The organism is Enterobacter hormaechei subsp. xiangfangensis (assembly GCF_001729785.1).
Classification (GTDB): domain Bacteria; phylum Pseudomonadota; class Gammaproteobacteria; order Enterobacterales; family Enterobacteriaceae; genus Enterobacter; species Enterobacter hormaechei_C.
The window spans coordinates 3,906,489-3,927,066 of record NZ_CP017183.1; the positions used below are offsets into that span (position 1 = coordinate 3,906,489).

At 56.2% G+C, this 20,578-nt stretch carries 22 protein-coding genes; 12 read left to right on the forward strand and 10 right to left on the reverse strand.

Annotation, left to right across the window (positions count from 1 at the left end):
* Window positions 1–5 precede the first annotated feature (5 nt).
* Together BFV63_RS18630 and BFV63_RS18635 are read right to left on the reverse strand one after the other, a co-directional pair.
* A complete protein-coding gene (locus tag BFV63_RS18630; RefSeq protein ID WP_003862473.1) occupies window positions 6–494 on the reverse strand; it encodes a TIGR00645 family protein in 489 nt (162 codons plus the stop codon).
* 43 nt (window positions 495–537) lie between these two features.
* Entirely contained in the window at window positions 538–1,041 is a 504-nt protein-coding gene (locus BFV63_RS18635; RefSeq protein ID WP_003862475.1) for an ESA_00282 family adhesion-associated protein, read from the reverse strand.
* A gap of 102 nt (window positions 1,042–1,143) precedes the next feature.
* On the opposite strand from BFV63_RS18635, the gene BFV63_RS18640 reads away from it, so the two are divergent.
* Together BFV63_RS18640 and BFV63_RS18645 are read left to right on the forward strand one after the other, a co-directional pair.
* On the forward strand, window positions 1,144–1,548 hold the full coding sequence (locus BFV63_RS18640) for a hypothetical protein (protein WP_003862477.1): 405 nt from the start codon (window positions 1,144–1,146) through the stop codon (window positions 1,546–1,548).
* Between the two features lies 1 nt (window position 1,549).
* Entirely contained in the window at window positions 1,550–1,975 is a 426-nt protein-coding gene (locus BFV63_RS18645; RefSeq protein WP_003862479.1) for a hypothetical protein, read from the forward strand.
* 80 nt (window positions 1,976–2,055) lie between these two features.
* Here the strand turns inward: BFV63_RS18645 and exbD are convergent, their stop codons facing one another.
* Both exbD and exbB read right to left on the reverse strand, forming a co-directional pair.
* Window positions 2,056–2,481 carry a TonB system transport protein ExbD gene (exbD, locus tag BFV63_RS18650; RefSeq protein WP_001251472.1) on the reverse strand — a complete coding sequence of 142 codons (426 nt, stop codon included), beginning with the start codon at window positions 2,479–2,481 and terminating at the stop codon, window positions 2,056–2,058.
* Window positions 2,482–2,485: 4 nt separating this feature from the next.
* On the reverse strand, window positions 2,486–3,217 hold the full coding sequence (exbB, locus tag BFV63_RS18655; RefSeq protein WP_003862482.1) for a tol-pal system-associated acyl-CoA thioesterase: 732 nt from the start codon (window positions 3,215–3,217) through the stop codon (window positions 2,486–2,488).
* Between the two features lie 251 nt (window positions 3,218–3,468).
* On the opposite strand from exbB, the gene metC reads away from it, so the two are divergent.
* Together metC and yghB are read left to right on the forward strand one after the other, a co-directional pair.
* A complete protein-coding gene (gene metC / locus BFV63_RS18660; protein ID WP_003862484.1) occupies window positions 3,469–4,656 on the forward strand; it encodes a cystathionine beta-lyase in 1,188 nt (395 codons plus the stop codon).
* A gap of 142 nt (window positions 4,657–4,798) precedes the next feature.
* Window positions 4,799–5,458, forward strand: a complete 660-nt coding sequence (yghB, locus tag BFV63_RS18665) for a DedA family general envelope maintenance protein YghB (protein WP_023323743.1) — start codon at window positions 4,799–4,801, stop codon at window positions 5,456–5,458.
* A 43-nt stretch (window positions 5,459–5,501) separates the two neighbouring features.
* Here the strand turns inward: yghB and BFV63_RS18670 are convergent, their stop codons facing one another.
* The gene (locus BFV63_RS18670; protein ID WP_032660319.1) at window positions 5,502–6,401 is read right to left on the reverse strand and encodes an AraC family transcriptional regulator; all 900 of its coding nucleotides are present in this window, start codon (window positions 6,399–6,401) and stop codon (window positions 5,502–5,504) included.
* A 195-nt stretch (window positions 6,402–6,596) separates the two neighbouring features.
* Here BFV63_RS18670 and yqhD point away from each other — a divergent pair, with 195 nt between their 5' ends.
* On the forward strand, window positions 6,597–7,760 hold the full coding sequence (gene yqhD, locus BFV63_RS18675; protein WP_048242088.1) for an alcohol dehydrogenase: 1,164 nt from the start codon (window positions 6,597–6,599) through the stop codon (window positions 7,758–7,760).
* A gap of 105 nt (window positions 7,761–7,865) precedes the next feature.
* The gene (gene dkgA, locus BFV63_RS18680) at window positions 7,866–8,693 is read left to right on the forward strand and encodes a 2,5-didehydrogluconate reductase DkgA (protein ID WP_003862493.1); all 828 of its coding nucleotides are present in this window, start codon (window positions 7,866–7,868) and stop codon (window positions 8,691–8,693) included.
* A gap of 86 nt (window positions 8,694–8,779) precedes the next feature.
* Here the strand turns inward: dkgA and BFV63_RS18685 are convergent, their stop codons facing one another.
* The 5 genes from BFV63_RS18685 to BFV63_RS18705 all read right to left on the reverse strand — a co-directional run bounded on the left by BFV63_RS18685 (window position 8,780) and on the right by BFV63_RS18705 (window position 16,237).
* Window positions 8,780–10,954: a YgiQ family radical SAM protein gene (locus tag BFV63_RS18685; RefSeq protein ID WP_057058738.1), complete on the reverse strand. Its 2,175-nt coding sequence runs from the start codon at window positions 10,952–10,954 to the stop codon at window positions 8,780–8,782.
* A gap of 130 nt (window positions 10,955–11,084) precedes the next feature.
* Window positions 11,085–12,497, reverse strand: coding sequence for a cell division protein FtsP (gene ftsP, locus BFV63_RS18690; protein WP_003862496.1), 1,413 nt, complete (start codon window positions 12,495–12,497; stop codon window positions 11,085–11,087).
* Between the two features lie 61 nt (window positions 12,498–12,558).
* Window positions 12,559–13,296, reverse strand: coding sequence for a 1-acylglycerol-3-phosphate O-acyltransferase (plsC, locus tag BFV63_RS18695; RefSeq protein WP_003862497.1), 738 nt, complete (start codon window positions 13,294–13,296; stop codon window positions 12,559–12,561).
* Between the two features lie 162 nt (window positions 13,297–13,458).
* Complete coding sequence (parC, locus tag BFV63_RS18700; protein ID WP_047654211.1) at window positions 13,459–15,717, reverse strand: DNA topoisomerase IV subunit A; 2,259 nt, start codon at window positions 15,715–15,717, stop codon at window positions 13,459–13,461.
* A gap of 118 nt (window positions 15,718–15,835) precedes the next feature.
* Window positions 15,836–16,237 carry a YgiW/YdeI family stress tolerance OB fold protein gene (locus tag BFV63_RS18705; protein WP_003862501.1) on the reverse strand — a complete coding sequence of 134 codons (402 nt, stop codon included), beginning with the start codon at window positions 16,235–16,237 and terminating at the stop codon, window positions 15,836–15,838.
* Window positions 16,238–16,376: 139 nt separating this feature from the next.
* On the opposite strand from BFV63_RS18705, the gene qseB reads away from it, so the two are divergent.
* The 6 genes from qseB (at window position 16,377) to BFV63_RS18735 (ending at window position 20,572) form a co-directional block, all read left to right on the forward strand.
* Window positions 16,377–17,036 (forward strand): quorum sensing response regulator transcription factor QseB, encoded by a 660-nt coding sequence (gene qseB, locus BFV63_RS18710; protein ID WP_048241808.1) that lies wholly within the window; start codon window positions 16,377–16,379, stop codon window positions 17,034–17,036.
* Window positions 17,033–18,382 (forward strand): quorum sensing histidine kinase QseC, encoded by a 1,350-nt coding sequence (gene qseC, locus BFV63_RS18715; RefSeq protein ID WP_048241804.1) that lies wholly within the window; start codon window positions 17,033–17,035, stop codon window positions 18,380–18,382. Before qseB ends, qseC begins: the two co-directional genes overlap by 4 nt.
* A gap of 103 nt (window positions 18,383–18,485) precedes the next feature.
* A complete protein-coding gene (locus BFV63_RS18720; protein ID WP_003862505.1) occupies window positions 18,486–19,067 on the forward strand; it encodes an NAD(P)H-dependent oxidoreductase in 582 nt (193 codons plus the stop codon).
* Between the two features lie 30 nt (window positions 19,068–19,097).
* The gene (locus BFV63_RS18725; protein ID WP_003862506.1) at window positions 19,098–19,412 is read left to right on the forward strand and encodes a putative quinol monooxygenase; all 315 of its coding nucleotides are present in this window, start codon (window positions 19,098–19,100) and stop codon (window positions 19,410–19,412) included.
* Between the two features lie 152 nt (window positions 19,413–19,564).
* Window positions 19,565–20,005, forward strand: a complete 441-nt coding sequence (gene lysM / locus BFV63_RS18730) for a peptidoglycan-binding protein LysM (RefSeq protein WP_003862507.1) — start codon at window positions 19,565–19,567, stop codon at window positions 20,003–20,005.
* 39 nt (window positions 20,006–20,044) lie between these two features.
* Window positions 20,045–20,572: a hypothetical protein gene (locus BFV63_RS18735; RefSeq protein WP_032607912.1), complete on the forward strand. Its 528-nt coding sequence runs from the start codon at window positions 20,045–20,047 to the stop codon at window positions 20,570–20,572.
* Window positions 20,573–20,578: the final 6 nt, after the last annotated feature.

Consider the following 20,578-nt stretch of genomic DNA (forward strand, 5'->3'; position numbering starts at 1 on the left):
TGAATTTATTTCTTACTGATCTTATCCAGATACCCCATCACAAACGCCGACAGCACAAACGTCAGGTGGATAATCACATACCACATCAGCTTATTATCCGGGACGTTTTTCGCGTCCATAAAGACGCGTAACAGGTGAATAGACGAAATTGCAACAATCGACGCCGCGACTTTATTCTTCAGCGATGAGGCGTCCATTTTCCCCAGCCAGCTGAGCTTTTCTTTGTGCTCGGCGATATCAAGCTGAGAGACGAAATTCTCATAACCGGAGAACATCACCATCACCAGTAATCCTCCCACCAACGTCATATCTACCAGCGACAGTAGAACCAGAATCAAATCGGCTTCTGCCACGGAGAAAATGTTTGGCAGGACGTGGAATATCTCCTGAAAGAACTTAATCGTCAGGGCGACCAGCGCCAGGGAGAGACCAAAATAGACGGGTGCGAGCAGCCAGCGAGAGGCATACATTGCGTTTTCAAAGAAGCGTTCCATAAAATCCTGTCTGCAAACGAAACCAGCGCTGAGTATATCTCAACTATACCTCGTTGGGATCTACATCCGGACGCGCATACTCCGGCCAGACCAGCGCGACCAGTTCCGGGTAGGCTTCCAGGCTAAACTCACGAAAACACTGGCGCAGATTTAATACATCTAAATCGGAGTACGACACCTTCTCGCCATTCAGACAGCGCTTTTTGATATTGTCGTAATATTTATAGACCGCCGAATTAAGGTCGCTACAGCGGCGCTGCGCGTCGAACAGGCCGGGCGTATCATTAATTTCGGCCATTTTCATTCGCTTAATTGTCGCATGGAGGAAATCGATATATTCGTGATTTACTCGCCAGTACCAGACCGGCGTCACGGCGTTCATCAATACGGAGAAATGATCTTCCCCCTCCTCTTTCGACATCAATTCAGGCTGCGGCGGTTCACTGACGTCTTTTGACACTTTCGTTTTATTGAACTCTTGCATCAATAAAAGCACGCCAGCGGTCAGTAATAGTAACGTTATGACCGTGAAGAAAATGCTGTTCATGGGTAGGCTCCATTTTTTTTGATTTTAAAATTGCCTCATGATATTGTCAACGAATCTCACCCTTTTTCCAATCCCACCCTTTTGAAATTAAAGGAAATTAAAATGCTGCCCGACAATCTTGTCCCGGCAAAGTACCACATTACGCTTGTGGAACAGCCTTCGACGGAAGCAGATAAAGAGGCGAATTTCACTCAAGGAAAAAGAAAACTCTCCGACTATGAAGCCGACATATTAATTGGTGTTTCACGCACCGGCAAATCCCGTAATATGGTGCTGGAAGAGCACGATCGCCATTTAAAAGAGCGTTTATTTCGCGCGATCAAGATTGAAGCCTTAGTTCATCTGCTGAATGATTTACAGGCCGAAGGGGAAATAGACGCCCAGACGCTAAGTCAAATAATGGTCGAGAAAACGCAGCAAATAAATGAAGCCGGCAATGAAATTTGGCTTAATTTAATTACGCGTGAAAAAAACAATCCCATCTTTTATAACCTGGGGGAAGATTAACGTGAATGATGATAGCGGTAATAACGTTTATTTGACTTTAGATGATAAAAAAAGCGATGAATTTATCTTAAAGCAGAATCTCGACGCCCTGAAAAAGATAAAAAATGACGAGATGACGCGAATTACGCAGGATTTGGTTTCGATTCCGGCCACGCTGGTACGCCTGAAATGGCAGAACCGTCGGGAGATTTACGCCTTGCAGGCCAAGGAGGAGATTTACGGCGCGGTGATGAACGCCATTATTGAACAGCGTCCTGAGCTTAAAGAGAAGATCCTCGGGCGACTGGAGGCGAACTATCAGTACTTGCTGGCACGCGAGACAGCCACCCTGCGCCTGACCCGTAAACTCTCGGAAGGCAATTACCGTACATCAAACGTGACCTGTGTGGCGCTTGATGAAGAGGCGCCGACGGCGCCTTCAGAGTGAGACAACAATGATTGTTGCGGAATGCAGGCCGGGTAAGGCGACGCCGCCACCCGGCAGGCAAGGCTGCAAGAGCCTTCGTTTTACTTCGCGGCCGCTTTCTCTTCGCCGACCAGACCAATCTTCAGGTAGCCCGCCTGATGCAGCGTGTCCATCACCTTCATCATGGTTTCATAATCGACGGTTTTATCCGCGCGGAAGAAGACGGTGGTGTCTTTCTTGCCGCCGGTGAGCTGGTCCAGCGCCGGAATAACCGAGGCATCCGTTACCGGATCGTTGCCCAGGAACATGGACTTATCGGCCTTCACGGACAGGTAGATAGGCTTTTCCGGACGCGGCTGCGGCTGGCTGGAGGACGCAGGCAGATTCACCTTCACGTCCACCGTCGCCAGCGGTGCGGCAACCATAAAGATAATCAGCAGAACCAGCATGACGTCGATAAACGGCGTCACGTTGATCTCATGCATTTCACCGTTATCGTCCAGATTTTCATTAAGACGCATTGCCATACAATCAACCTACGCGCAGTTTGGACGCCGCATGAACCGGTTTAACGGCGCTGGCGTTCAGGTCCAGATCGCGGCTTTGCAGCAGCAGAACCTGCGCGGCAACGTCACCCAGTGTGGCTTTGTAACTGCCAATCATGCGCGCGAAGATGTTATAGATAACAACCGCCGGGATAGCGGCAACCAGACCGATAGCCGTTGCCAGCAGCGCTTCTGCGATACCCGGCGCGACGACCGCAAGGTTAGTGGTCTGCGTCTGGGCGATACCGATAAAGCTGTTCATGATGCCCCAGACGGTACCGAACAGGCCGACGAACGGGGAGATAGCGCCGATAGTCGCCAGGTAGCCGTTACCGCGGCCCATATGACGACCCACGGCCGCAACGCGACGCTCCAGACGGAAGCCGGTACGCTCTTTAATGCCTTCGTTATCTTCACTGCCTGCGGAGAGTTCCAGCTCGTTCTGCGCTTCGTTCACTAACAGGGTAGTCAGGCTTTTCGCATGGAAGGATGAGGTGATATCAGAAGCCTGATCCAGAGAACGGGCTTCCGCCAGCTGCTTCTGCTCACGCTTGAGGCGGCGTTTTTGTGAAAGAAGTTCGGCGCTCTTGCTGAAGAAGATAGCCCAGGTGATCACGGACGCCAGAATCAGGCCGATCATCACAATCTTAACTACGATGTCAGCATGTTGATACATGCCCCAAACGGAGAGATCCGTCTGCATCAAATTATTACCCACTCTGTATCTCCAAGACGCAAATCACAAAATCTGAACGTAATAATATCAAAACGTCGTCGAATTGATAGTAGTTCTCATTAGTATTTACATAGTGCCGTAATTTTCGCTCACTTTCCTTGCGCTTACGCAGTAAAAATTTCTTATGCGAATTTTTGATAATATTTTCTGCTTATTCGATAAGCATCCGGATGCACATTCTGACAATCGTGGTAGTCTGGACGTCCAGACGTATAAAAATAGGGTTAGCGAACATGACTAAAAAGCAGCTTGAGACCACGCTGGTGCAGGCAGGACGCAGTAAGAAATACACTCAGGGCTCGGTCAACAGCGTGATCCAGCGCGCCTCCTCGCTGGTGTTTGATACCGTTGAAGATAAAAAAATCGCTACGCGTAATCGCGCGAAGGGCGGGCTATTTTACGGTCGTCGTGGCACGTTAACCCATTTCTCGTTGCAGGAAGCCATGTGCGAACTGGAGGGCGGCGCGGGCTGCGCGCTGTTCCCGTGCGGCGCGGCGGCGGTCGCCAATACCATTCTGGCGTTTGTGGAACAGGGTGACCACGTCCTGATGACCAATACCGCTTACGAGCCAAGCCAGGACTTCTGCACCAAAATACTCAGCAAGCTCGGCGTCACCACCAGCTGGTTCGATCCGCTGATTGGGGCCGGTATTGCCGGGCTTATTCAGCCCAACACGCGCGTTGTGTTCCTGGAATCTCCCGGCTCCATCACCATGGAAGTGCATGACGTCCCGGCCATCGTGAAGGCGGTGCGCAGCATAGCGCCGGAAGCGATCATCATGATCGACAACACCTGGGCGGCAGGTGTGCTGTTTAAAGCCCTGGAATTTGACATCGATATCTCCATTCAGGCGGCGACCAAATACCTGATTGGCCATTCCGACGGCATGATCGGTACGGCGGTATCTAACGCCCGCTGCTGGGATCAATTGCGTGAAAACGCCTACCTGATGGGCCAGATGGTGGATGCCGATACCGCCTACATGACCAGCCGGGGCATCCGTACGCTCGGCGTGCGTCTGCGTCAGCATCACGAAAGCAGCCTGCAAATTGCACAGTGGCTGGCGCTGCATCCGCAGGTGGAGCGCGTTAACCATCCGGCGCTGCCGGGCAGCAAAGGCCATGAATACTGGCAACGTGACTTTACGGGCAGCAGCGGGTTGTTCTCATTTGTACTTAAAAAGCGCCTGAATGACGCCGAACTGGCAAGCTATCTGGATAACTTTACCCTCTTCAGCATGGCCTATTCATGGGGTGGGTTTGAATCGCTGATCCTGCCCAACCAGCCGGAGCAGATTGCGGCCCTGCGCCCGGGCGGCGAGGTGGACTTCGAAGGGACCTTAATCCGCCTGCATATCGGGCTGGAAAATGTGGACGATTTAATTGCGGATTTATCGGCAGGATTTGAGCGCATCGTGTAAAGTGCTGACTGAAATGTACTCCCCGGACGCAATTCTGAACACCGCAAGCAGAAAAGTCTGTATGAGATGCGCCTGCGATCAACCCCGACAGGCAAAATTGGGAGTACAATAGCGTTATATCTGCTGTTCCACAGGAAAGTCCATGGCTGTTATTCAAAATATCATCACGGCGCTCTGGCAACACGATTTTGCCGCGCTGGCGGACCCGCATGTCGTCGGGATTGTCTATTTCGTGATGTTCGCGACGCTGTTTCTGGAAAATGGACTACTTCCAGCCTCATTTTTACCCGGCGACAGCCTGCTCCTGCTCGCAGGGGCGTTGATCGGCAAGGGCGTGATGGACTTCGCACCGACAATGGTGATCCTCACCTCTGCGGCCAGTCTCGGCTGTTGGCTGAGCTACCTGCAAGGGCGCTGGCTTGGAAACACCCGCGTGGTGAAAGGCTGGCTGGCGCAGCTGCCGCATAAATATCACCAGCGCGCCACCTGCATGTTTGACCGCCACGGCCTGCTGGCGCTGCTCGCCGGGCGTTTTCTGGCGTTTGTTCGCACCCTGTTGCCTACCATGGCGGGCATATCGGGCCTGTCCAACCGCCGCTTCCAGTTCTTCAACTGGCTGAGCGCCCTGCTCTGGGTGGGCGTGGTCACCACGCTCGGCTACGCGCTGAACATGATCCCGTTTGTTAAGCGCCATGAAGACCAGGTGATGACGTTCCTGATGGTGCTGCCGATCTTCCTGCTGGTTGCGGGCCTGGTCGGCACAATCGCGGTGGTGATTAAGAAGAAGTATTGCAGCGCCTGATACCCCATCCTGATTCTCTTCCCGCGGGGAGAGAATCAAAAGCCTAAGCGCCCTGCATCGTTCTGATGCGCGACGCATCCTCCCCCGGCGTGACGCCGAAGTAGCGCTTAAACTCCCGACTAAACTGCGACGCGCTTTCATACCCAACCCGCATCGCCGCGGCGCTGGCCTTCATGCCATCGTGGATCATCAGCATCCGCGCCTTATGTAGACGGTAGGTTTTGAGGTACTGCAACGGCGACGTGCTGGTGACGGATTTAAAGTTATGGTGAAACGCCGAGACGCTCATGTTGGCTTCCGCCGCCAGCTGGTCAACACTGAGGTTTTCCGTGTACTGGCTCTCAATGCGCTTGAGCACGCGGCTAATCAGGCTAAAGTGCGTCTGGCGGCTTACCAGTGCCAGCAGCGCCCCGCCGCCCGGCCCGAGCAGCACATGGTAAAGAATTTCGCGGATAATCTGCTTTCCGAGAATACGCGCATCCAGAGGCCTTTCCATCACGTCTAACAGGCGTTCAATCGCGCAGAGAATTTCCTCCGACAGGGTCGCGGAGTTGATACCGCTTGCCGCCATCGACGGCCGGAAAAGTTCGTCCTCCCCAATATCCATCAGCAGCTCCTGCAACTGGAGGATGTCGACGTTGACGCGGATCCCGGCCAGCGGCACCTCCTCTGTCGCGAAAGTTTCACATTCGAAGGGTAAAGGTACTGTCAGAAGCAGATATTCATTGGTGTCGTAACGGAACACGCGCTCATTGATATAGCCAATCTTATGGCCAGAAAAGAGAAACACGATGCCGGGCTGATACATCACCGGGGTGCGCGTCCCGGGCTGGGTACCGTACAGCAATCGAATATCCGGCAACAGCTCAGCCGAATCATTTCCGTTATCAATCAGTCTTTTAATCTGCGACGTTAGCTGGCGGCAGATGGCATCACGGTTCATTTTCAGTTACTCCGGGTACGGTTTCCGACGCTGACAGTGTGCGCATTTTCTTACCGTTTCTCCAGCACGCTGTAGAAATGGGCAAGACATCGGCAGGAATGTGCATTGAGAGGATAGCGCCTGCCCGCCACAATGAGCAGCATCAGGTTGCCTTCTGCGCCACCACGATTTTTTACCCACTACAGGGAACAAGCCATGAACAACTTTAATCTTCATACCCCAACCCGCATTCTGTTTGGTAAAAACGCTATCGCTGACCTGCGCGCGCAAATCCCGACGGACGCCCGCGTCCTGATTACCTACGGCGGCGGCAGCGTGAAAAAAACCGGCGTACTGGATCAGGTGTACAGCGCTCTGGAAGGTCTGGACGTGCGCGAGTTCGGCGGTATCGAGCCTAACCCGTCTTATGAAACGCTGATGAACGCGGTAAAAATCGCCCGCGAGGAGCAGATCACCTTCCTGCTGGCGGTGGGCGGCGGTTCCGTGCTGGACGGCACCAAATTCATCGCGGCGGCGGCCCATTACGCTGACGGCATCGACCCGTGGCATATTCTGGAAACGGGCGGCAGCGACATCAGCAGTGCGATCCCGATGGGCTCCGTGCTGACGCTGCCGGCCACCGGATCAGAGTCCAACAAAGGCGCGGTCATCTCCCGTAAAACCACCGGTGACAAGCAGGCCTTTATGAACGAACACGTTCAGCCCGTGTTCGCGATCCTCGATCCGGTTTACACCTATACCCTGCCTGCGCGTCAGGTGGCGAACGGCGTGGTCGACGCCTTTGTTCACACCGTTGAGCAGTACGTTACTTACCCGGTAAACGCCAAAATTCAGGATCGTTTCGCGGAAGGCATTCTGCTGACGCTGATTGAAGAAGGTCCGAAAGCGCTGAAAGAGCCTGAAAACTACGACGTGCGTGCCAACGTGATGTGGGCAGCCACCCAGGCGCTGAACGGCCTGATCGGCGCAGGCGTGCCGCAGGACTGGGCTACCCACATGCTCGGCCACGAGCTGACGGCGATGCACGGCCTGGATCACGCCCAGACGCTGGCGGTGGTTCTGCCTGCGCTGTGGAACGAAAAACGTGACGCTAAACGCGCCAAACTGCTCCAGTACGCCGAACGCGTGTGGAACATCACCGACGGTTCCGACGATGCGCGTATCGATGCCGCGATTGAAGCCACCCGTCACTTCTTTGAAAGCCTGGGCGTGCCAACGCGTCTCTCTGGCTACGGCCTGGACGGCAGCTCCATCCCTGCCCTGCTGGCGAAACTGGAAGCACACGGTATGACGCAGATCGGCGAGCATGGCGACATCACCCTTGACGTCAGCCGTCATATTTACGAAGCGGCACGCTAAGCGTTTTTAGGATCCTGACTTTCGTTTTTTGACATTTCGTCCAGACTTAATGCACATCACATCGTCGGAGGTTCCCTCCGGCGATGAGCACCTGAAGGAGGAAAAATGGCAAACCAAACCGTAATCAAGCTACAGGACGGCAACGTGATGCCCCAGCTGGGGCTAGGTGTATGGAAAGCCGGTAACGACGAGGTCGTCTCCGCCATTCATAAAGCCCTGGAAGTCGGCTATCGGTCCATCGATACCGCCGCCGCCTATAAAAACGAGGACGGCGTGGGAAAAGCGCTTGCCAGCGCCGGCGTTCCCCGGGATGAGCTTTTCATCACCACCAAGCTGTGGAACGACGATCAAAAGCGTCCCCGCGAAGCGTTGCAGGAGAGTCTGGAGAAACTCCAGCTCGATTTCGTCGATCTTTATCTCATGCACTGGCCGGTACCGGCTATCGACCATTACGTTGATGCCTGGAAAGGGATGATTGAACTGCAAAAAGAGGGGCTGATAAAAAGCATCGGCGTCTGTAATTTCCAGGTTCATCATCTGCAACGCCTGATTGATGAAACGGGCGTCGCGCCGGTGATTAACCAGATTGAGCTGCATCCGCTGATGCAGCAGCGCCAGCTTCATTCATGGAACGCCACGCACAAGATCCAGACCGAATCCTGGAGCCCGCTGGCCCAGGGCGGCGAAGGGGTGTTTGACCAGAAAATCATCCGTGAACTGGCGGATAAGTACGGTAAAACCCCGGCGCAGATCGTCATTCGCTGGCATCTGGATAGCGGTCTGGTGGTGATCCCGAAATCGGTCACGCCATCGCGTATCGCCGAGAACTTCGACGTCTGGGATTTCCGCCTGGATAAAGACGAGCTGGGTGAAATTGCGAAGCTGGATCAGGGCAAGCGGCTTGGGCCGGACCCGGATCAGTTTGGCGGGTAATCCCCTCACCCTGCCCTCTCCCAGGAGGGGAGAGGGTTAGACCTGTAGACCCGGTAAGCGCAGCGCCACCGGGTATTGTTACAGGTTTAACCGGTCTTACGTTTTACGTTCTTCTTCGTTCCCGCAACACCATTCGAATGCTGATGCGCAATCGGGGTATGTTTGGTCAGCGCCGGGCGCGTGTTGCGGTTCTGGCGGCGCGCTTCGCGCATCTCTTCCAGCGTTGGCGCAGGCACCAGGCAATCACGACGCGAGCCGATCAGGTGCTTTTTCCCCATCTCTTCCAGCGCCTGGCGGATCAGCGGCCAGTTTTTCGGATCGTGATAGCGCAGCAGCGCTTTATGCAGACGGCGCTGTTTATCCCCTTTCGGCACCACCACGTCTTCGCTCTTATAACCAATCTTACTCAGCGGGTTTTTGCCGGTGTAATACATGGTCGTCGAGTTGGCGAGCGGCGACGGGTAGAAGTTCTGCACCTGATCCAGACGGAATCGACGCTGCTTCAGCCACAGCGCCAGATTCACCATGTCTTCATCACGGGTGCCGGGGTGTGCGGAGATGAAGTATGGGATCAGATACTGCTCTTTCCCCGCCTGTTTTGAGTAGGTGTCGAAGAGCTGTTTAAAGCGGTCGTAGCTGCCCATGCCCGGCTTCATCATTTTGGACAGCGGGCCTTCTTCGGTGTGCTCCGGGGCGATCTTCAGATACCCGCCCACGTGGTGCGTCGCCAGCTCTTTAATGTAGCGCGGATCTTCCACAGCGATGTCGTAACGCACGCCAGAGGCGATCAGGATCTTCTTGATGCCTTTCAGGTCACGGGCGCGACGGTAAAGGTTGATCGTCGGCTCGTGGTTGGTGTCCATATGCTCGCAAATGCTCGGATAGACGCAGGAGAGACGACGGCAGGTCTGCTCGGCGCGCGGCGATTTACAGCGCAGCATGTACATGTTGGCCGTTGGACCACCCAGATCGGAGATCACACCGGTAAAGCCCGGCACCGTGTCGCGAATGGCTTCGATCTCGTTAACAATCGACTCTTCGGAACGGCTCTGAATAATACGGCCTTCGTGTTCGGTGATCGAACAGAAGGAGCACCCGCCGAAGCAGCCGCGCATGATGTTGATCGAGAAACGAATCATCTCGTACGCCGGAATGCGGCTGCTGCCATATGACGGATGCGGTACACGCTTGTACGGCAGAGCAAACACGCTGTCCATCTCTTCGGTAGAGAGCGGGATCGCCGGCGGGTTAACCCAGATATAGCGCTCGCCGTGCTTTTGCATCAGCGCTCGCGCGCAGCCGGGGTTGGTTTCATGGTGTAAGATGCGCGACGCGTGGGCGTAGAGTACTTTATCGCTTTTTACTTTTTCGTAGGACGGCAGCAGCACATAGGTTTTTTCCCACGGCTTCGGACGCGGCGGCTGCACCACCACGGCTTTTGCTTCCGCTTTCTTCGGCTCAACCGGTTTGTTATCCGCGCACGGCAGATCGTCACCGTACGGATGCGGGATAGGATCGATTTTGCCCGGCATATCGATAATGCGGGAATCCACCCCGCTCCAGCCCGGCAGCGCCTCTTTCACCATGATCGCGGTGTTGCGCACGTCGCGGATCTCGCTGACCGCTTCGCCCTGCGCCAGACGGTGTGCCACCTCTACCAGCGGACGCTCACCGTTACCGAAGATCAGCATGTCGGCTTTCGAATCCACCAGCACCGAACGGCGCACGGTGTCGGACCAGTAGTCATAGTGTGCGGTACGGCGCAGGCTCGCTTCGATGCCGCCCAGGATCACCGGCACGTCTTTCCATGCTTCTTTGCATCGCTGGGTGTAGACGAGGGTTGCGCGGTCGGGACGTTTACCCGCCACGTTGTCAGCCGTATAAGCGTCGTCATGGCGCAGCTTACGGTCGGCGGTATAGCGGTTGATCATCGAGTCCATGTTGCCCGCGGTCACGCCGAAAAACAGGTTAGGCTTGCCCAGACGCATAAAGTCGTCTTTGCTGTTCCAGTCAGGCTGGGAGATGATCCCCACGCGGAAGCCCTGGGCTTCAAGCATACGGCCACAGATCGCCATGCCAAAGCTCGGGTGATCGACATACGCATCGCCCGTCACCAGAATGATATCGCAGCTGTCCCAGCCCAGTTGATTCATCTCTTCCCGGGACATCGGCAGGAACGGCGCCGGTCCAAAGCAGGCTGCCCAGTACTGGGGCCAGGAGAAGAGGTCGCGATCCGGCTGGATCAGGGAAATAGCGCTCATAATGCTTCCGAAGAAAAAATAGACAAAAGGAGCGGGATTATACGCTGGTTTACCGGGGGAAATGAAGGGGTATTGTGCGGGCTGTTGGCCTCACCCCAACCCTCTCCCACAGGGAGAGGGAGAAAGTGTTTTACGGTGCCGGATTCACCAGCATCTGCCCTACCGATCCCCTGTCCATCATCTCCAGCGTCTGGCTGTGGAACAGGAACGGGAAGTGCGGCCAGGAAGGCTGGCCGTAGTAGACGAGCAGTTCGACCTGGCCATCCACCCAGACGGTATCTTTCCAGCCCCTGTCTTCCGGGAACGGCATCGCCCCGTTGACGTTGCGGATCAGGAATGACACCCCTTCAATATGGAACGACTGCGGCATCTCCGAGCGGACGGTCCAGCGCTCCCATGTTCCCTGTTGGGCGGTGATATCAATGCGGTTTACGTCCCACAGCGCACCGTTGATGCCCGGATCGTCGCCAAGGCTGATATCGCGACTGCGTACTGCCGGGCCGGTCACAATCTCCTGCGGCAGCAGGCGCATCGGCAGGCTGTCGGTCACCAGCGGCAACAGGCCGGTCGGGCGCAGCGTCAGCACCAGCGTGGAGACCAGAACGCTCGACGGTTCAAAGAAGCCACGAATACGGTCAACAATGCTTGCCGCTTCGCCGCAGGTCACGGACACTTCATCCCCGTTGGTCATATCCACGAGGATCTCACGACGTTCGCCCGGTGCCAGCGCCAGCTGTTTTACCGACACCGGCGCAGGTAATAACCCCTGATCGCCTGAAATCACGTGCAGCGCGCGGCCGTCGCTCATCTGCAACTGATAGCGACGCGAGTTAGAAGCATTCAGCAGACGCAGGCGCACCCAGCCACGAGACACTTCAACATACGGGCTTTGCGCGCCGTTAACCAGCAGCGTATCGCCGACAAAACCACCGCTGCCCGGCTCGCTGTACTCCGGCGTGCCGAAGTTATCCAGCCGCTTGTCCTGAATAATGATCGGGAAATCATCGACGCCGTAGTGATTCGGGATCGGCAGCGTTTTACTGACCTCATCTTCAATCAGCCACATTCCGGCCAGGCCGTTGTAGACCTGCTGGGCGGTGCGGTTCGGGGTGTTGGCGTGATACCACAATGTCGCCGCGCTCTGACGAATCGGGAGGACGGGCGCCCAGTCGGCATTCGGCGACATCATGCGTGCCGCGCCGCCAATCAGCGGCCCCGGCACCTGCAAACCACTGACGGTCATCGCGACATTTTCCGTCGTACGGTTACTGTAGATGAGCTTAACGTCATCGCCATTCCACACGCGAATGGTCGGCCCGAGGTAGCGTCCGTTAATGCCCCATACCTGCGCGCGCGTTCCCTGGGTAAAGGACCAGTGGCTACGCTGAAGCGTGAGGAATAGCGGCTGCCCGCGACGGGATTCAATCAACGGCGGAATAGGCAGCGGCTGTTGCTGCCCGGCGGCGCTGGCTGTCCGCGGTATCGCACCCGCACAAAGGGCGATACCCGAAGCCTGAATAAACTGACGCCGACTGAGTGACATATAAGCTCCATCTGAAACGACTAACAACGCGGGAATTCGTTTTCCCTTACACGACACCGGGTTAAATCTTACCGGCGGCTTCTCGCTCTGCAACTTCTTTATCGAGCTGCGCAATATGCTGAGCCATCAGCTCGCGGCAGTGCGTGGCCAGCTCGCGCACCTGGTCTTTACCGTATTTAGAGGTATCTACCGGCGGCAGCATTTCGACAATGACCAGTCCGTTATTCAGACGGTTAAGATTAATCTTATTCGATGTATTGGAAACACACACGGGAATAATTGGAACGCCAGCCGCAATTGCAGCATGAAACGCGCCGGTCTTGAACGGCAGCAGGCCGCGACCACGGCTGCGCGTCCCTTCCGGGAACATCCAGATGGAAATCCGGCGCTTTTTAAACTGATCCACCACTTCCGCAATGGTGCCATGCGCTTTGGCGCGGTTGTTGCGGTCAATCAGCAAGTTACCGGTGAGCCAGTACAGCTGGCCGAAAAAGGGGATCCACAGCAGGCTTTTTTTGCCCACGGTTACGGTCGGCGGAAGAACAATATTTGAGGCCGTCACCATATCGTAGTTGTTCTGATGGTTAGCGATATAGATGGCGTTACCGAAATTCTCCGCCCCTTCAGGCAGACGCTTTTCAACCTTCAGGCCAAACAGCGGCGCAAGACGACCAAACATGTGGCCAAACGTCGCGACATGCTTTGGGTTACGCGGGCTGAACAGGCAATAAATCGATCCGAAAATACAGACCAGAATGCAATAAATAACGGTAAGAATGAGACGAACAATGTATAGCATAGCGACCTCTGAAGCCCTGACAGCTGACAATTATACTTCACCTGTGGCCAGGTAAGGACTTTATTACGAGCGCGTATTGTTAATCGCAACGCACGAATTAACAACGTTTTTACGGGAAATTTTATGGTAATACCCCCTCCGGAAAGAGGGGGATGAAACAGGTTACTCTTCGCTGTCGTCCGCTTTGCTGCGCGCCGGCGAGTCAATCTCCACGCGGTCGATTCGCTGGAGGCCGCGCATCAGTGAGCCGCGACGTCCGCGCTCACCCACCACCTTCTGCAACTCTTCCGGACGCAGTTTGATTTTACGCTTGCCGACATGAATGGTCAGCGTGCTCTGCGGCGGCAGCAGGAAGAGATGCGCGAGGCTATCTTCGCCTTTTGCCGCTTCCGCTGACGGGATACTGATGATCTTGTTGCCCTTGCCTTTCGACAGCTCCGGCAAATCGCTGACCGGGAACATCAGCATACGTCCGGCAGCGGTGATCGCCAGCAGCATGTCGCTTTCGTTCTCGATGATCAGCGGCGGCATGACGTGTGCGTTATCCGGCAGGCTAATCAGCGCTTTACCGGCACGGTTACGCGACACCAGATCGTTGAAGGTACAGATAAAGCCGTAGCCCGCATCAGACGCCATCAGCAGTTTTTGATCGTCGGCTTCCATCAGCATATGCTCAACCGTGGCACCCGGCGGCAGCGTCAGCTTACCGGTTAGCGGTTCGCCCTGGCCGCGCGCAGACGGCAGCGTGATCGGGTCAATGGCGTAGCTGCGGCCCGTGGAGTCGATAAACGCCACCGGCTGGTTACTCTTGCCCTTCACCGCCGCCTTGAAGCTGTCACCGGATTTGTAGCTCAGACCCGGCGCGTCGATATCGTGGCCTTTGGCGCTACGCACCCAGCCGCTCTGGGAAAGCACGATGGTTACCGGCTCGGACGGCAGCATGTCGTGCTCGTTCATCGCCTTCGCCTCTTCGCGCTCGTGCAGCGGAGAACGACGGTCGTCGCCAAAGGCGTCGGCATCGGCCTGCAACTCTTTCTTCAGCAGAGTGTTCATCTTGCGCTCGGACGCCAGAATCGCCTGAAGCTGATCGCGCTCTTTTTCCAGCTCGTTCTGCTCGCCGCGGATCTTCATCTCTTCCAGTCTGGCGAGATGGCGCAATTTCAGTTCGAGGATCGCTTCGGCCTGGGTTTCGCTGATGCCAAAGCGCGACATCAGGGCAGGCTTAGGTTCGTCCTCGGTACGAATGATCTCGATCACTTCGTCAATGTTGAGGAACGCCACCAGCAAACCTTCGAGGATATGCAGGCGCTTAAGCACTTTTTCCAGGCGATGGTTCAGACGACGGCGCACCGTATCGCGGCGGAAGGCCAGCCATTCGGTAAGGATCTCCAGCAGGTTTTTCACCGCCGGACGACCGTCCAGACCAATCATGTTCAGGTTGATGCGGTAGCTTTTTTCCAGATCGGTAGTGGCGAACAGGTGGTTCATCACCTGCTCCATATCCACGCGGTTAGAACGCGGCACAATCACCAGACGGGTCGGGTTTTCGTGGTCCGATTCATCACGCAGGTCGTCCACCATCGGCAGCTTTTTATTGCGCATCTGGGTGGCGATCTGTTCCAGCACTTTGGCACCCGACACCTGGTGCGGCAGCGCGGTGATCACCACGGCACCATCCTCTTTATTCCACACCGCGCGCATGCGCACGGAGCCGCGACCGTTCTGGTAGATTTTGCGGATTTCCGCACGCGAGGTGATGATCTCGGCTTCGGTCGGATAGTCCGGCCCCTGCACGATATCCAGCAAATCGTCCAGCGAGGTTTTTGGCTGCTCAATCAGGGTGATGGCCGCTTTTGCCACTTCACGCAGGTTGTGCGGCGGAATGTCCGTCGCCATGCCCACGGCGATACCGGTCGTGCCGTTCAGCAGGATGTTCGGCAGACGCGCAGGCAGCATTTTCGGCTCCTGCATCGTACCGTCGAAGTTTGGCACCCAGTCGACCGTGCCCTGCCCCAGCTCGCCCAACAGCACTTCGGCATATTTAGACAGGCGAGATTCGGTATAACGCATTGCCGCGAAGGATTTCGGATCGTCCGGCGCCCCCCAGTTCCCCTGGCCATCCACCAGCGGATAGCGATAAGAAAACGGCTGGGCCATCAGCACCATCGCTTCATAGCAGGCGCTGTCGCCGTGCGGATGGTATTTACCCAGCACGTCGCCGACGGTACGGGCGGATTTCTTAAACTTGGCGGTAGCATTCAGCCCCAGTTCGGACATCGCATAGACGATGCGGCGCTGAACGGGCTTCAGGCCATCCCCGATAAACGGCAACGCCCTGTCCATGATGACGTACATGGAGTAGTTCAGGTAGGCATTTTCCGTGAATTCATGTAGCGCGAGGCGCTCTGCCATATCGCTCATTACGTGTGATTCCTCAACTCAGAAACCGATGGGTTTCAGGCAATATTGCCGCAGATACTACCTCATCTGGCGAGTTGAGTCACAAAGAAAAAGGGCCGCTCATGCGGCCCTTTCCGGGTTATTTGTTCAGCTTGATAACCTGCTTCACGTCGATTTCAAACTCGTTCCAGTCTTTATCGATTTTACCCTGGAGTTCGACTTTATCCTGCGGCGTCACCGTCACGCCGTTCCAGCGCTTGTGGTCGATCTCCACCACCACCGTGCCGCTTTCATCGCGGAAGGTGTAACGGTCATCGGACAGGCGCTCGGTAATGTTCCCGCGCAGCTTCACCCAGGCATCGTCCTTCAGGTCTTTCACTTTAGCCGCGGTGGTGAGGTTGGCGTTGTTATCGACAAAGCCACCCTGCTGGGTTTGCGTCTGATTCTGTGTCGCAGATGGGCCAGAGAAGCCACCCTGTGCAGCAAAGACAGGGGCCGTGGTCATCATCATGATGGCAGCAATTGCAGCGAATTTTTTCATCTTTATCTCTCCCTTTAATGTCGTTTCACAATCCATTAAACAGGGTAAACCTTAACAACTTCTTAAGGGGAAAATTTATTTATTTTTACTGTACAGCAGGCGCTTGCAGAAGGTTTACTGACGGCATCAAGGAGGAAATATGCGCATTTTACTGGTAGAAGACGACAAGCTCATTGGCGACGGCATCAAAGCGGGCTTAAGCAAAATGGGCTTTAACGTGGACTGGTTTACCGACGGGAAAACCGGGCAGGCGGCCCTGTACACCGCGCCGTATGATGCCGTGGTGCTTGATCTGACGCTGCCGGAAATCGACGGGCTTGAGATCCTGCGCGCCTGGCGCGAAAGCGGAAAGAGCGAACCGGTGCTGATCCTGACCGCGCGGGATGCGCTGAATCAGCGCGTCGAAGGGTTACGCCTGGGGGCGGATGATTACCTGTGTAAGCCGTTCGCGCTGATTGAAGTGGCGGCCCGCCTCGAAGCGCTGGTACGCCGCAGCCACGGTCAGGCGCGCAGCGAGCTGCGTCACGGCAAGGTCACGCTCGATCCGGCAAGCCTTGTCGCCACGCTGGAGGGCGAACCGCTGGTGCTCAAACCCAAAGAGTTCGCCCTGCTGGAACTGCTGATGCGCAACGCGGGCCGCGTGCTGCCGCGCAAGGCCATCGAGGAGAAGCTCTACAACTGGGATGATGACGTCTCCAGCAACGCTGTCGAAGTCCACGTTCATCATTTACGCCGCAAGCTCGGCAGCGACTTTATCCGCACCGTGCACGGCATCGGTTATACCCTGGGTGACGTATGAAACTGACCCAACGCCTGAGCCTGAAGCTGCGCCTGACGCTCCTCTTTTTGCTGCTGTCCCTGGCGGCCTGGTTTGCCGCAAGCGTGGTGGCCTGGCACCAGACGACCGACAAGCTCGATAAGCTGTTCGATACCCAGCAGATGCTGTTTGCCAAACGGCTGCTGACGATGGACGTGGACGAACTTCGCGCCCCGGAACGCATGCGCGAGGTGCCGAAAAAAGCCAAACACGGCCATCTTGACGACGATGCGCTGGCCTTCGCAATCTTCACCGCCGACGGCAGCATGGTGCTTAACGACGGCGAAAACGGGCGCGACATACCTTACCTCTACCGCCGGGACGGGTTTGATGACGGTCGGTTGCAGGATGACAACGACGAATGGCGTTTCCTGTGGCTGACTTCTCCGGACGGGAAATACCGCGTGGTGGTTGGCCAGGAGTGGGAGTACCGACAGGATATGGCGCTGGACGTGGTCAGCTCGCAGCTGACGCCGTGGCTGGTGGCGCTGCCCATAATGCTGCTGTTGCTGATTGTTCTGCTGAGCCGGGAGCTGAAACCGCTGAAAAAGCTGGCGCAGACCCTGCGCTCGCGCTCCCCGGATGCGACCGATACGCTGCCCACCCACGGCGTGCCGACGGAGGTTCGCCCGCTGCTTGATGCGCTTAACCATCTTTTCGCCCGTACGCAGGAGATGATGGCCCGCGAGCGTCGCTTCACCTCGGATGCCGCCCATGAGTTGCGCAGCCCGCTGGCCGCGCTGAAGGTGCAAACCGACGTGGCGCAGCTTTCCCTTGACGATCCCGGGGCGCAGTCTAAAGCGCTGGGGCAATTGCATGCAGGCATCGACCGCGCCTCCCGGCTGGTGGACCAGCTTCTCACTCTGTCGCGCCTGGATTCACTGGATAATCTTGATGACGTCGAACCCGTGATGATGGCCGATTTGCTGCAATCTGCGGTGCTGGATATCTGGCATCCGGCGCAGCAGGCGGGCATTGATGTTCGGCTCAACGTTAATGCGCCCGAGGTGATGCGTCACGGACAGCCGCTACTGCTGAGTCTGCTGGCGCGAAACCTGCTGGACAACGCCGTTCGTTACAGCCCGCGCGGCAGCGTGGTGGACGTGACGCTGAACACCCAAAGCTTTACCGTGCGCGACAACGGCCCGGGCATTTCAACCGATGCGCTGACGCGTCTCGGCGAGCGCTTTTATCGTCCACCGGGCCAGGACGCCACTGGCAGCGGTCTGGGGTTGTCTATCGTCATGCGTATCGCGGCGTTGCACGGGATGCGCGTCTCGCTGGGCAATGCGCCGGAAGGGGGTTTTGCGGTGACCGTCAGCTGGTAAGATTATTGCGCTGAGCGCAAAAGACTTTGCACATTTTGCTTATTTTTCCGCTCCGTCCTCGCGCGTAGAATACCCGGCATACTCTCATCATCGAGGACAAATAATGAGCAACATTCTGATTATCAACGGCGCGAAAGAATTTGCGCACTCTAAAGGCCAGCTCAATGACACCCTGACCGAGGTCGCGGATGGTTTCCTGCGCGACGCCGGACATGATGTTAAGGTCGTGCGCGCGGACAGCGATTATGACGTGAAGGCCGAAGTGCAGAACTTCCTGTGGGCCGACGTGGTGATCTGGCAGATGCCGGGCTGGTGGATGGGCGCACCGTGGACCGTGAAAAAATACATGGACGATGTGTTTACCGAAGGTCACGGTTCGCTGTATGCCAGCGACGGTCGTACCCGTTCAGATGCGTCTAAAAAATACGGTTCCGGCGGTCTGATTCAGGGCAAAAAATATATGCTCTCCCTGACCTGGAACGCGCCGCTGGAAGCCTTCACCGAGAACGATCAGTTCTTCGAAGGCGTGGGCGTAGACGGCGCGTATCTGCCGTTCCACAAGGCGAATCAGTTCCTGGGAATGGAGCCGCTGCCGACCTTTATCGTCAACGACGTAATTAAAATGCCGGACGTCCCGCGCTATATCGCAGAATATCGCAAGCATCTCGCGGAAATTTTTGCTTAACTGGTAGCCTGGAATTAGAAGGAGTTAATTATGCTTACCGTTATTGCTGAAATCCGTACGCGTCCTGGCCAACATCACCGCCAGGCAGTACTGGATGAGTTCGCGAAGATCATCCCGACCGTTCTGAAAGAAGAAGGCTGCCACGGCTACGCGCCGATGGTAGACGCCGCCACCAGCGCAAGCTTCCAGGCGACCGCGCCAGACTCCATCATCATGGTGGAGCAGTGGGAAACCGTCGCGCACCTTGAAGCCCATTTGCAGACCGCGCATATGAAAGCGTGGAGCGACGCGGTGAAAGGGGACGTTCTGGAAACCCACATCCGTATTCTGGAGCAAGGGGTTTAAGTTCTGTGAAATTTGCCGGGTGGCACTACGTTTACCCGGCCTACAACTTTCCCCCGCAGGCCCGGTAAGCGTTAACGCCACCGGGCTTTTTTTATCACCTTACCGCTCAACTGCTATGCTTATTCTGACTTCATGTTTAACAGGAGGATGGAATGGGTCTTTTTAACTTCGTGAAAGAAGCAGGCGAAAAGCTTTGGGACAACCTGACCGATCATAAGGGTCAGAGCGACAAAATCACCGAGCACCTCAAGAAACTCAACATTCCCGGTTCCGATAAAGTTCAGGTTAACGTCACCGATGGCAAGGCCAGCGTAACGGGCGACGGGCTAACGCAGGAGCAGAAAGAAAAAATCCAGGTCGCCGTCGGCAACATCGCGGGCGTCAGCGAGGTGGAGAACAATATCACCGCGACAGACGCCAAAGATGAAGCAACCTACTATACGGTGAAATCCGGCGATACCCTGAGCGCCATCTCTAAAACCGTGTACGGCGATGCCAATCAGTACAACAAGATCTTTGAGGCGAACCGCCCGATGCTCTCCAGCCCGGATAAAATTTATCCCGGCCAGACGCTGCGTATTCCTAAGGCATAACGTCTGAGGCTATTGGTTCACGTCGCGCAGAGGAACAGCATGAAAATCGCTTGTCTTGGCTGGGGCTCGTTAATCTGGAAAAGCGGCGCGCTACCGGTAGCCGGTGAGTGGCAAACCGACGGGCCTTCTTTGCCCGTCGAGTTCTGTCGGGTCAGTGATGGCGGTGAACTGGCGACCGCCATCTGTATGAATGCCCCTGCCGTGCCGGTGCTTTGGGCATGGCTGGAGGCCACAACGTTGAGCGTGGCCTGCCGCGCTTTGCGTGAGCGCGAAGCCATTCCCGAGGATCGCTGCGATGGCATTGGCTCGTTGCTAATCACCGGACGCGACACGGGTATCCTGACAACATGGGCCAGGGAGAAAGGTATTGAAGCGATCATCTGGACCGGGCTTCCGCCGAGAAGCGCGTCGCAGGAAGGCAGGGTTCCTGCCGTGGACGAGGCCATCGCTTATCTCGACGGCCTCAGCGGACAGACCCGCAGCCATGCGCGGGACTATATTTGCCGCGTGCCTGCCCAGCTTGATACGCCCTACCGGCGCGCCATTAAAGAGGTGCTTGGGTGGTGATACCGC

What these genes read in the sequence shown, in the direction of transcription:
- BFV63_RS18630 (WP_003862473.1), bottom strand. Translation starts at nt 494, where the DNA reads ATGGAACGCTTCTTTGAAAACGCAATGTATGCCTCTCGCTGGCTGCTC.
- BFV63_RS18670 (WP_032660319.1), bottom strand. Translation starts at nt 6,401, where the DNA reads ATGAACCGTGATGCCATCTGCCGCCAGCTAACGTCGCAGATTAAAAGA.
- yghB (WP_023323743.1), top strand. Translation starts at nt 4,799, where the DNA reads ATGGCTGTTATTCAAAATATCATCACGGCGCTCTGGCAACACGATTTT.
- BFV63_RS18685 (WP_057058738.1), bottom strand. Translation starts at nt 10,954, where the DNA reads ATGAGCGCTATTTCCCTGATCCAGCCGGATCGCGACCTCTTCTCCTGG.
- BFV63_RS18635 (WP_003862475.1), bottom strand. Translation starts at nt 1,041, where the DNA reads ATGAACAGCATTTTCTTCACGGTCATAACGTTACTATTACTGACCGCT.
- parC (WP_047654211.1), bottom strand. Translation starts at nt 15,717, where the DNA reads ATGAGCGATATGGCAGAGCGCCTCGCGCTACATGAATTCACGGAAAAT.
- qseB (WP_048241808.1), top strand. Translation starts at nt 16,377, where the DNA reads ATGCGCATTTTACTGGTAGAAGACGACAAGCTCATTGGCGACGGCATC.
- BFV63_RS18720 (WP_003862505.1), top strand. Translation starts at nt 18,486, where the DNA reads ATGAGCAACATTCTGATTATCAACGGCGCGAAAGAATTTGCGCACTCT.
- qseC (WP_048241804.1), top strand. Translation starts at nt 17,033, where the DNA reads ATGAAACTGACCCAACGCCTGAGCCTGAAGCTGCGCCTGACGCTCCTC.
- metC (WP_003862484.1), top strand. Translation starts at nt 3,469, where the DNA reads ATGACTAAAAAGCAGCTTGAGACCACGCTGGTGCAGGCAGGACGCAGT.
- plsC (WP_003862497.1), bottom strand. Translation starts at nt 13,296, where the DNA reads ATGCTATACATTGTTCGTCTCATTCTTACCGTTATTTATTGCATTCTG.
- yqhD (WP_048242088.1), top strand. Translation starts at nt 6,597, where the DNA reads ATGAACAACTTTAATCTTCATACCCCAACCCGCATTCTGTTTGGTAAA.
- lysM (WP_003862507.1), top strand. Translation starts at nt 19,565, where the DNA reads ATGGGTCTTTTTAACTTCGTGAAAGAAGCAGGCGAAAAGCTTTGGGAC.
- BFV63_RS18735 (WP_032607912.1), top strand. Translation starts at nt 20,045, where the DNA reads ATGAAAATCGCTTGTCTTGGCTGGGGCTCGTTAATCTGGAAAAGCGGC.
- BFV63_RS18705 (WP_003862501.1), bottom strand. Translation starts at nt 16,237, where the DNA reads ATGAAAAAATTCGCTGCAATTGCTGCCATCATGATGATGACCACGGCC.
- exbD (WP_001251472.1), bottom strand. Translation starts at nt 2,481, where the DNA reads ATGGCAATGCGTCTTAATGAAAATCTGGACGATAACGGTGAAATGCAT.
- dkgA (WP_003862493.1), top strand. Translation starts at nt 7,866, where the DNA reads ATGGCAAACCAAACCGTAATCAAGCTACAGGACGGCAACGTGATGCCC.
- BFV63_RS18640 (WP_003862477.1), top strand. Translation starts at nt 1,144, where the DNA reads ATGCTGCCCGACAATCTTGTCCCGGCAAAGTACCACATTACGCTTGTG.
- BFV63_RS18725 (WP_003862506.1), top strand. Translation starts at nt 19,098, where the DNA reads ATGCTTACCGTTATTGCTGAAATCCGTACGCGTCCTGGCCAACATCAC.
- ftsP (WP_003862496.1), bottom strand. Translation starts at nt 12,497, where the DNA reads ATGTCACTCAGTCGGCGTCAGTTTATTCAGGCTTCGGGTATCGCCCTT.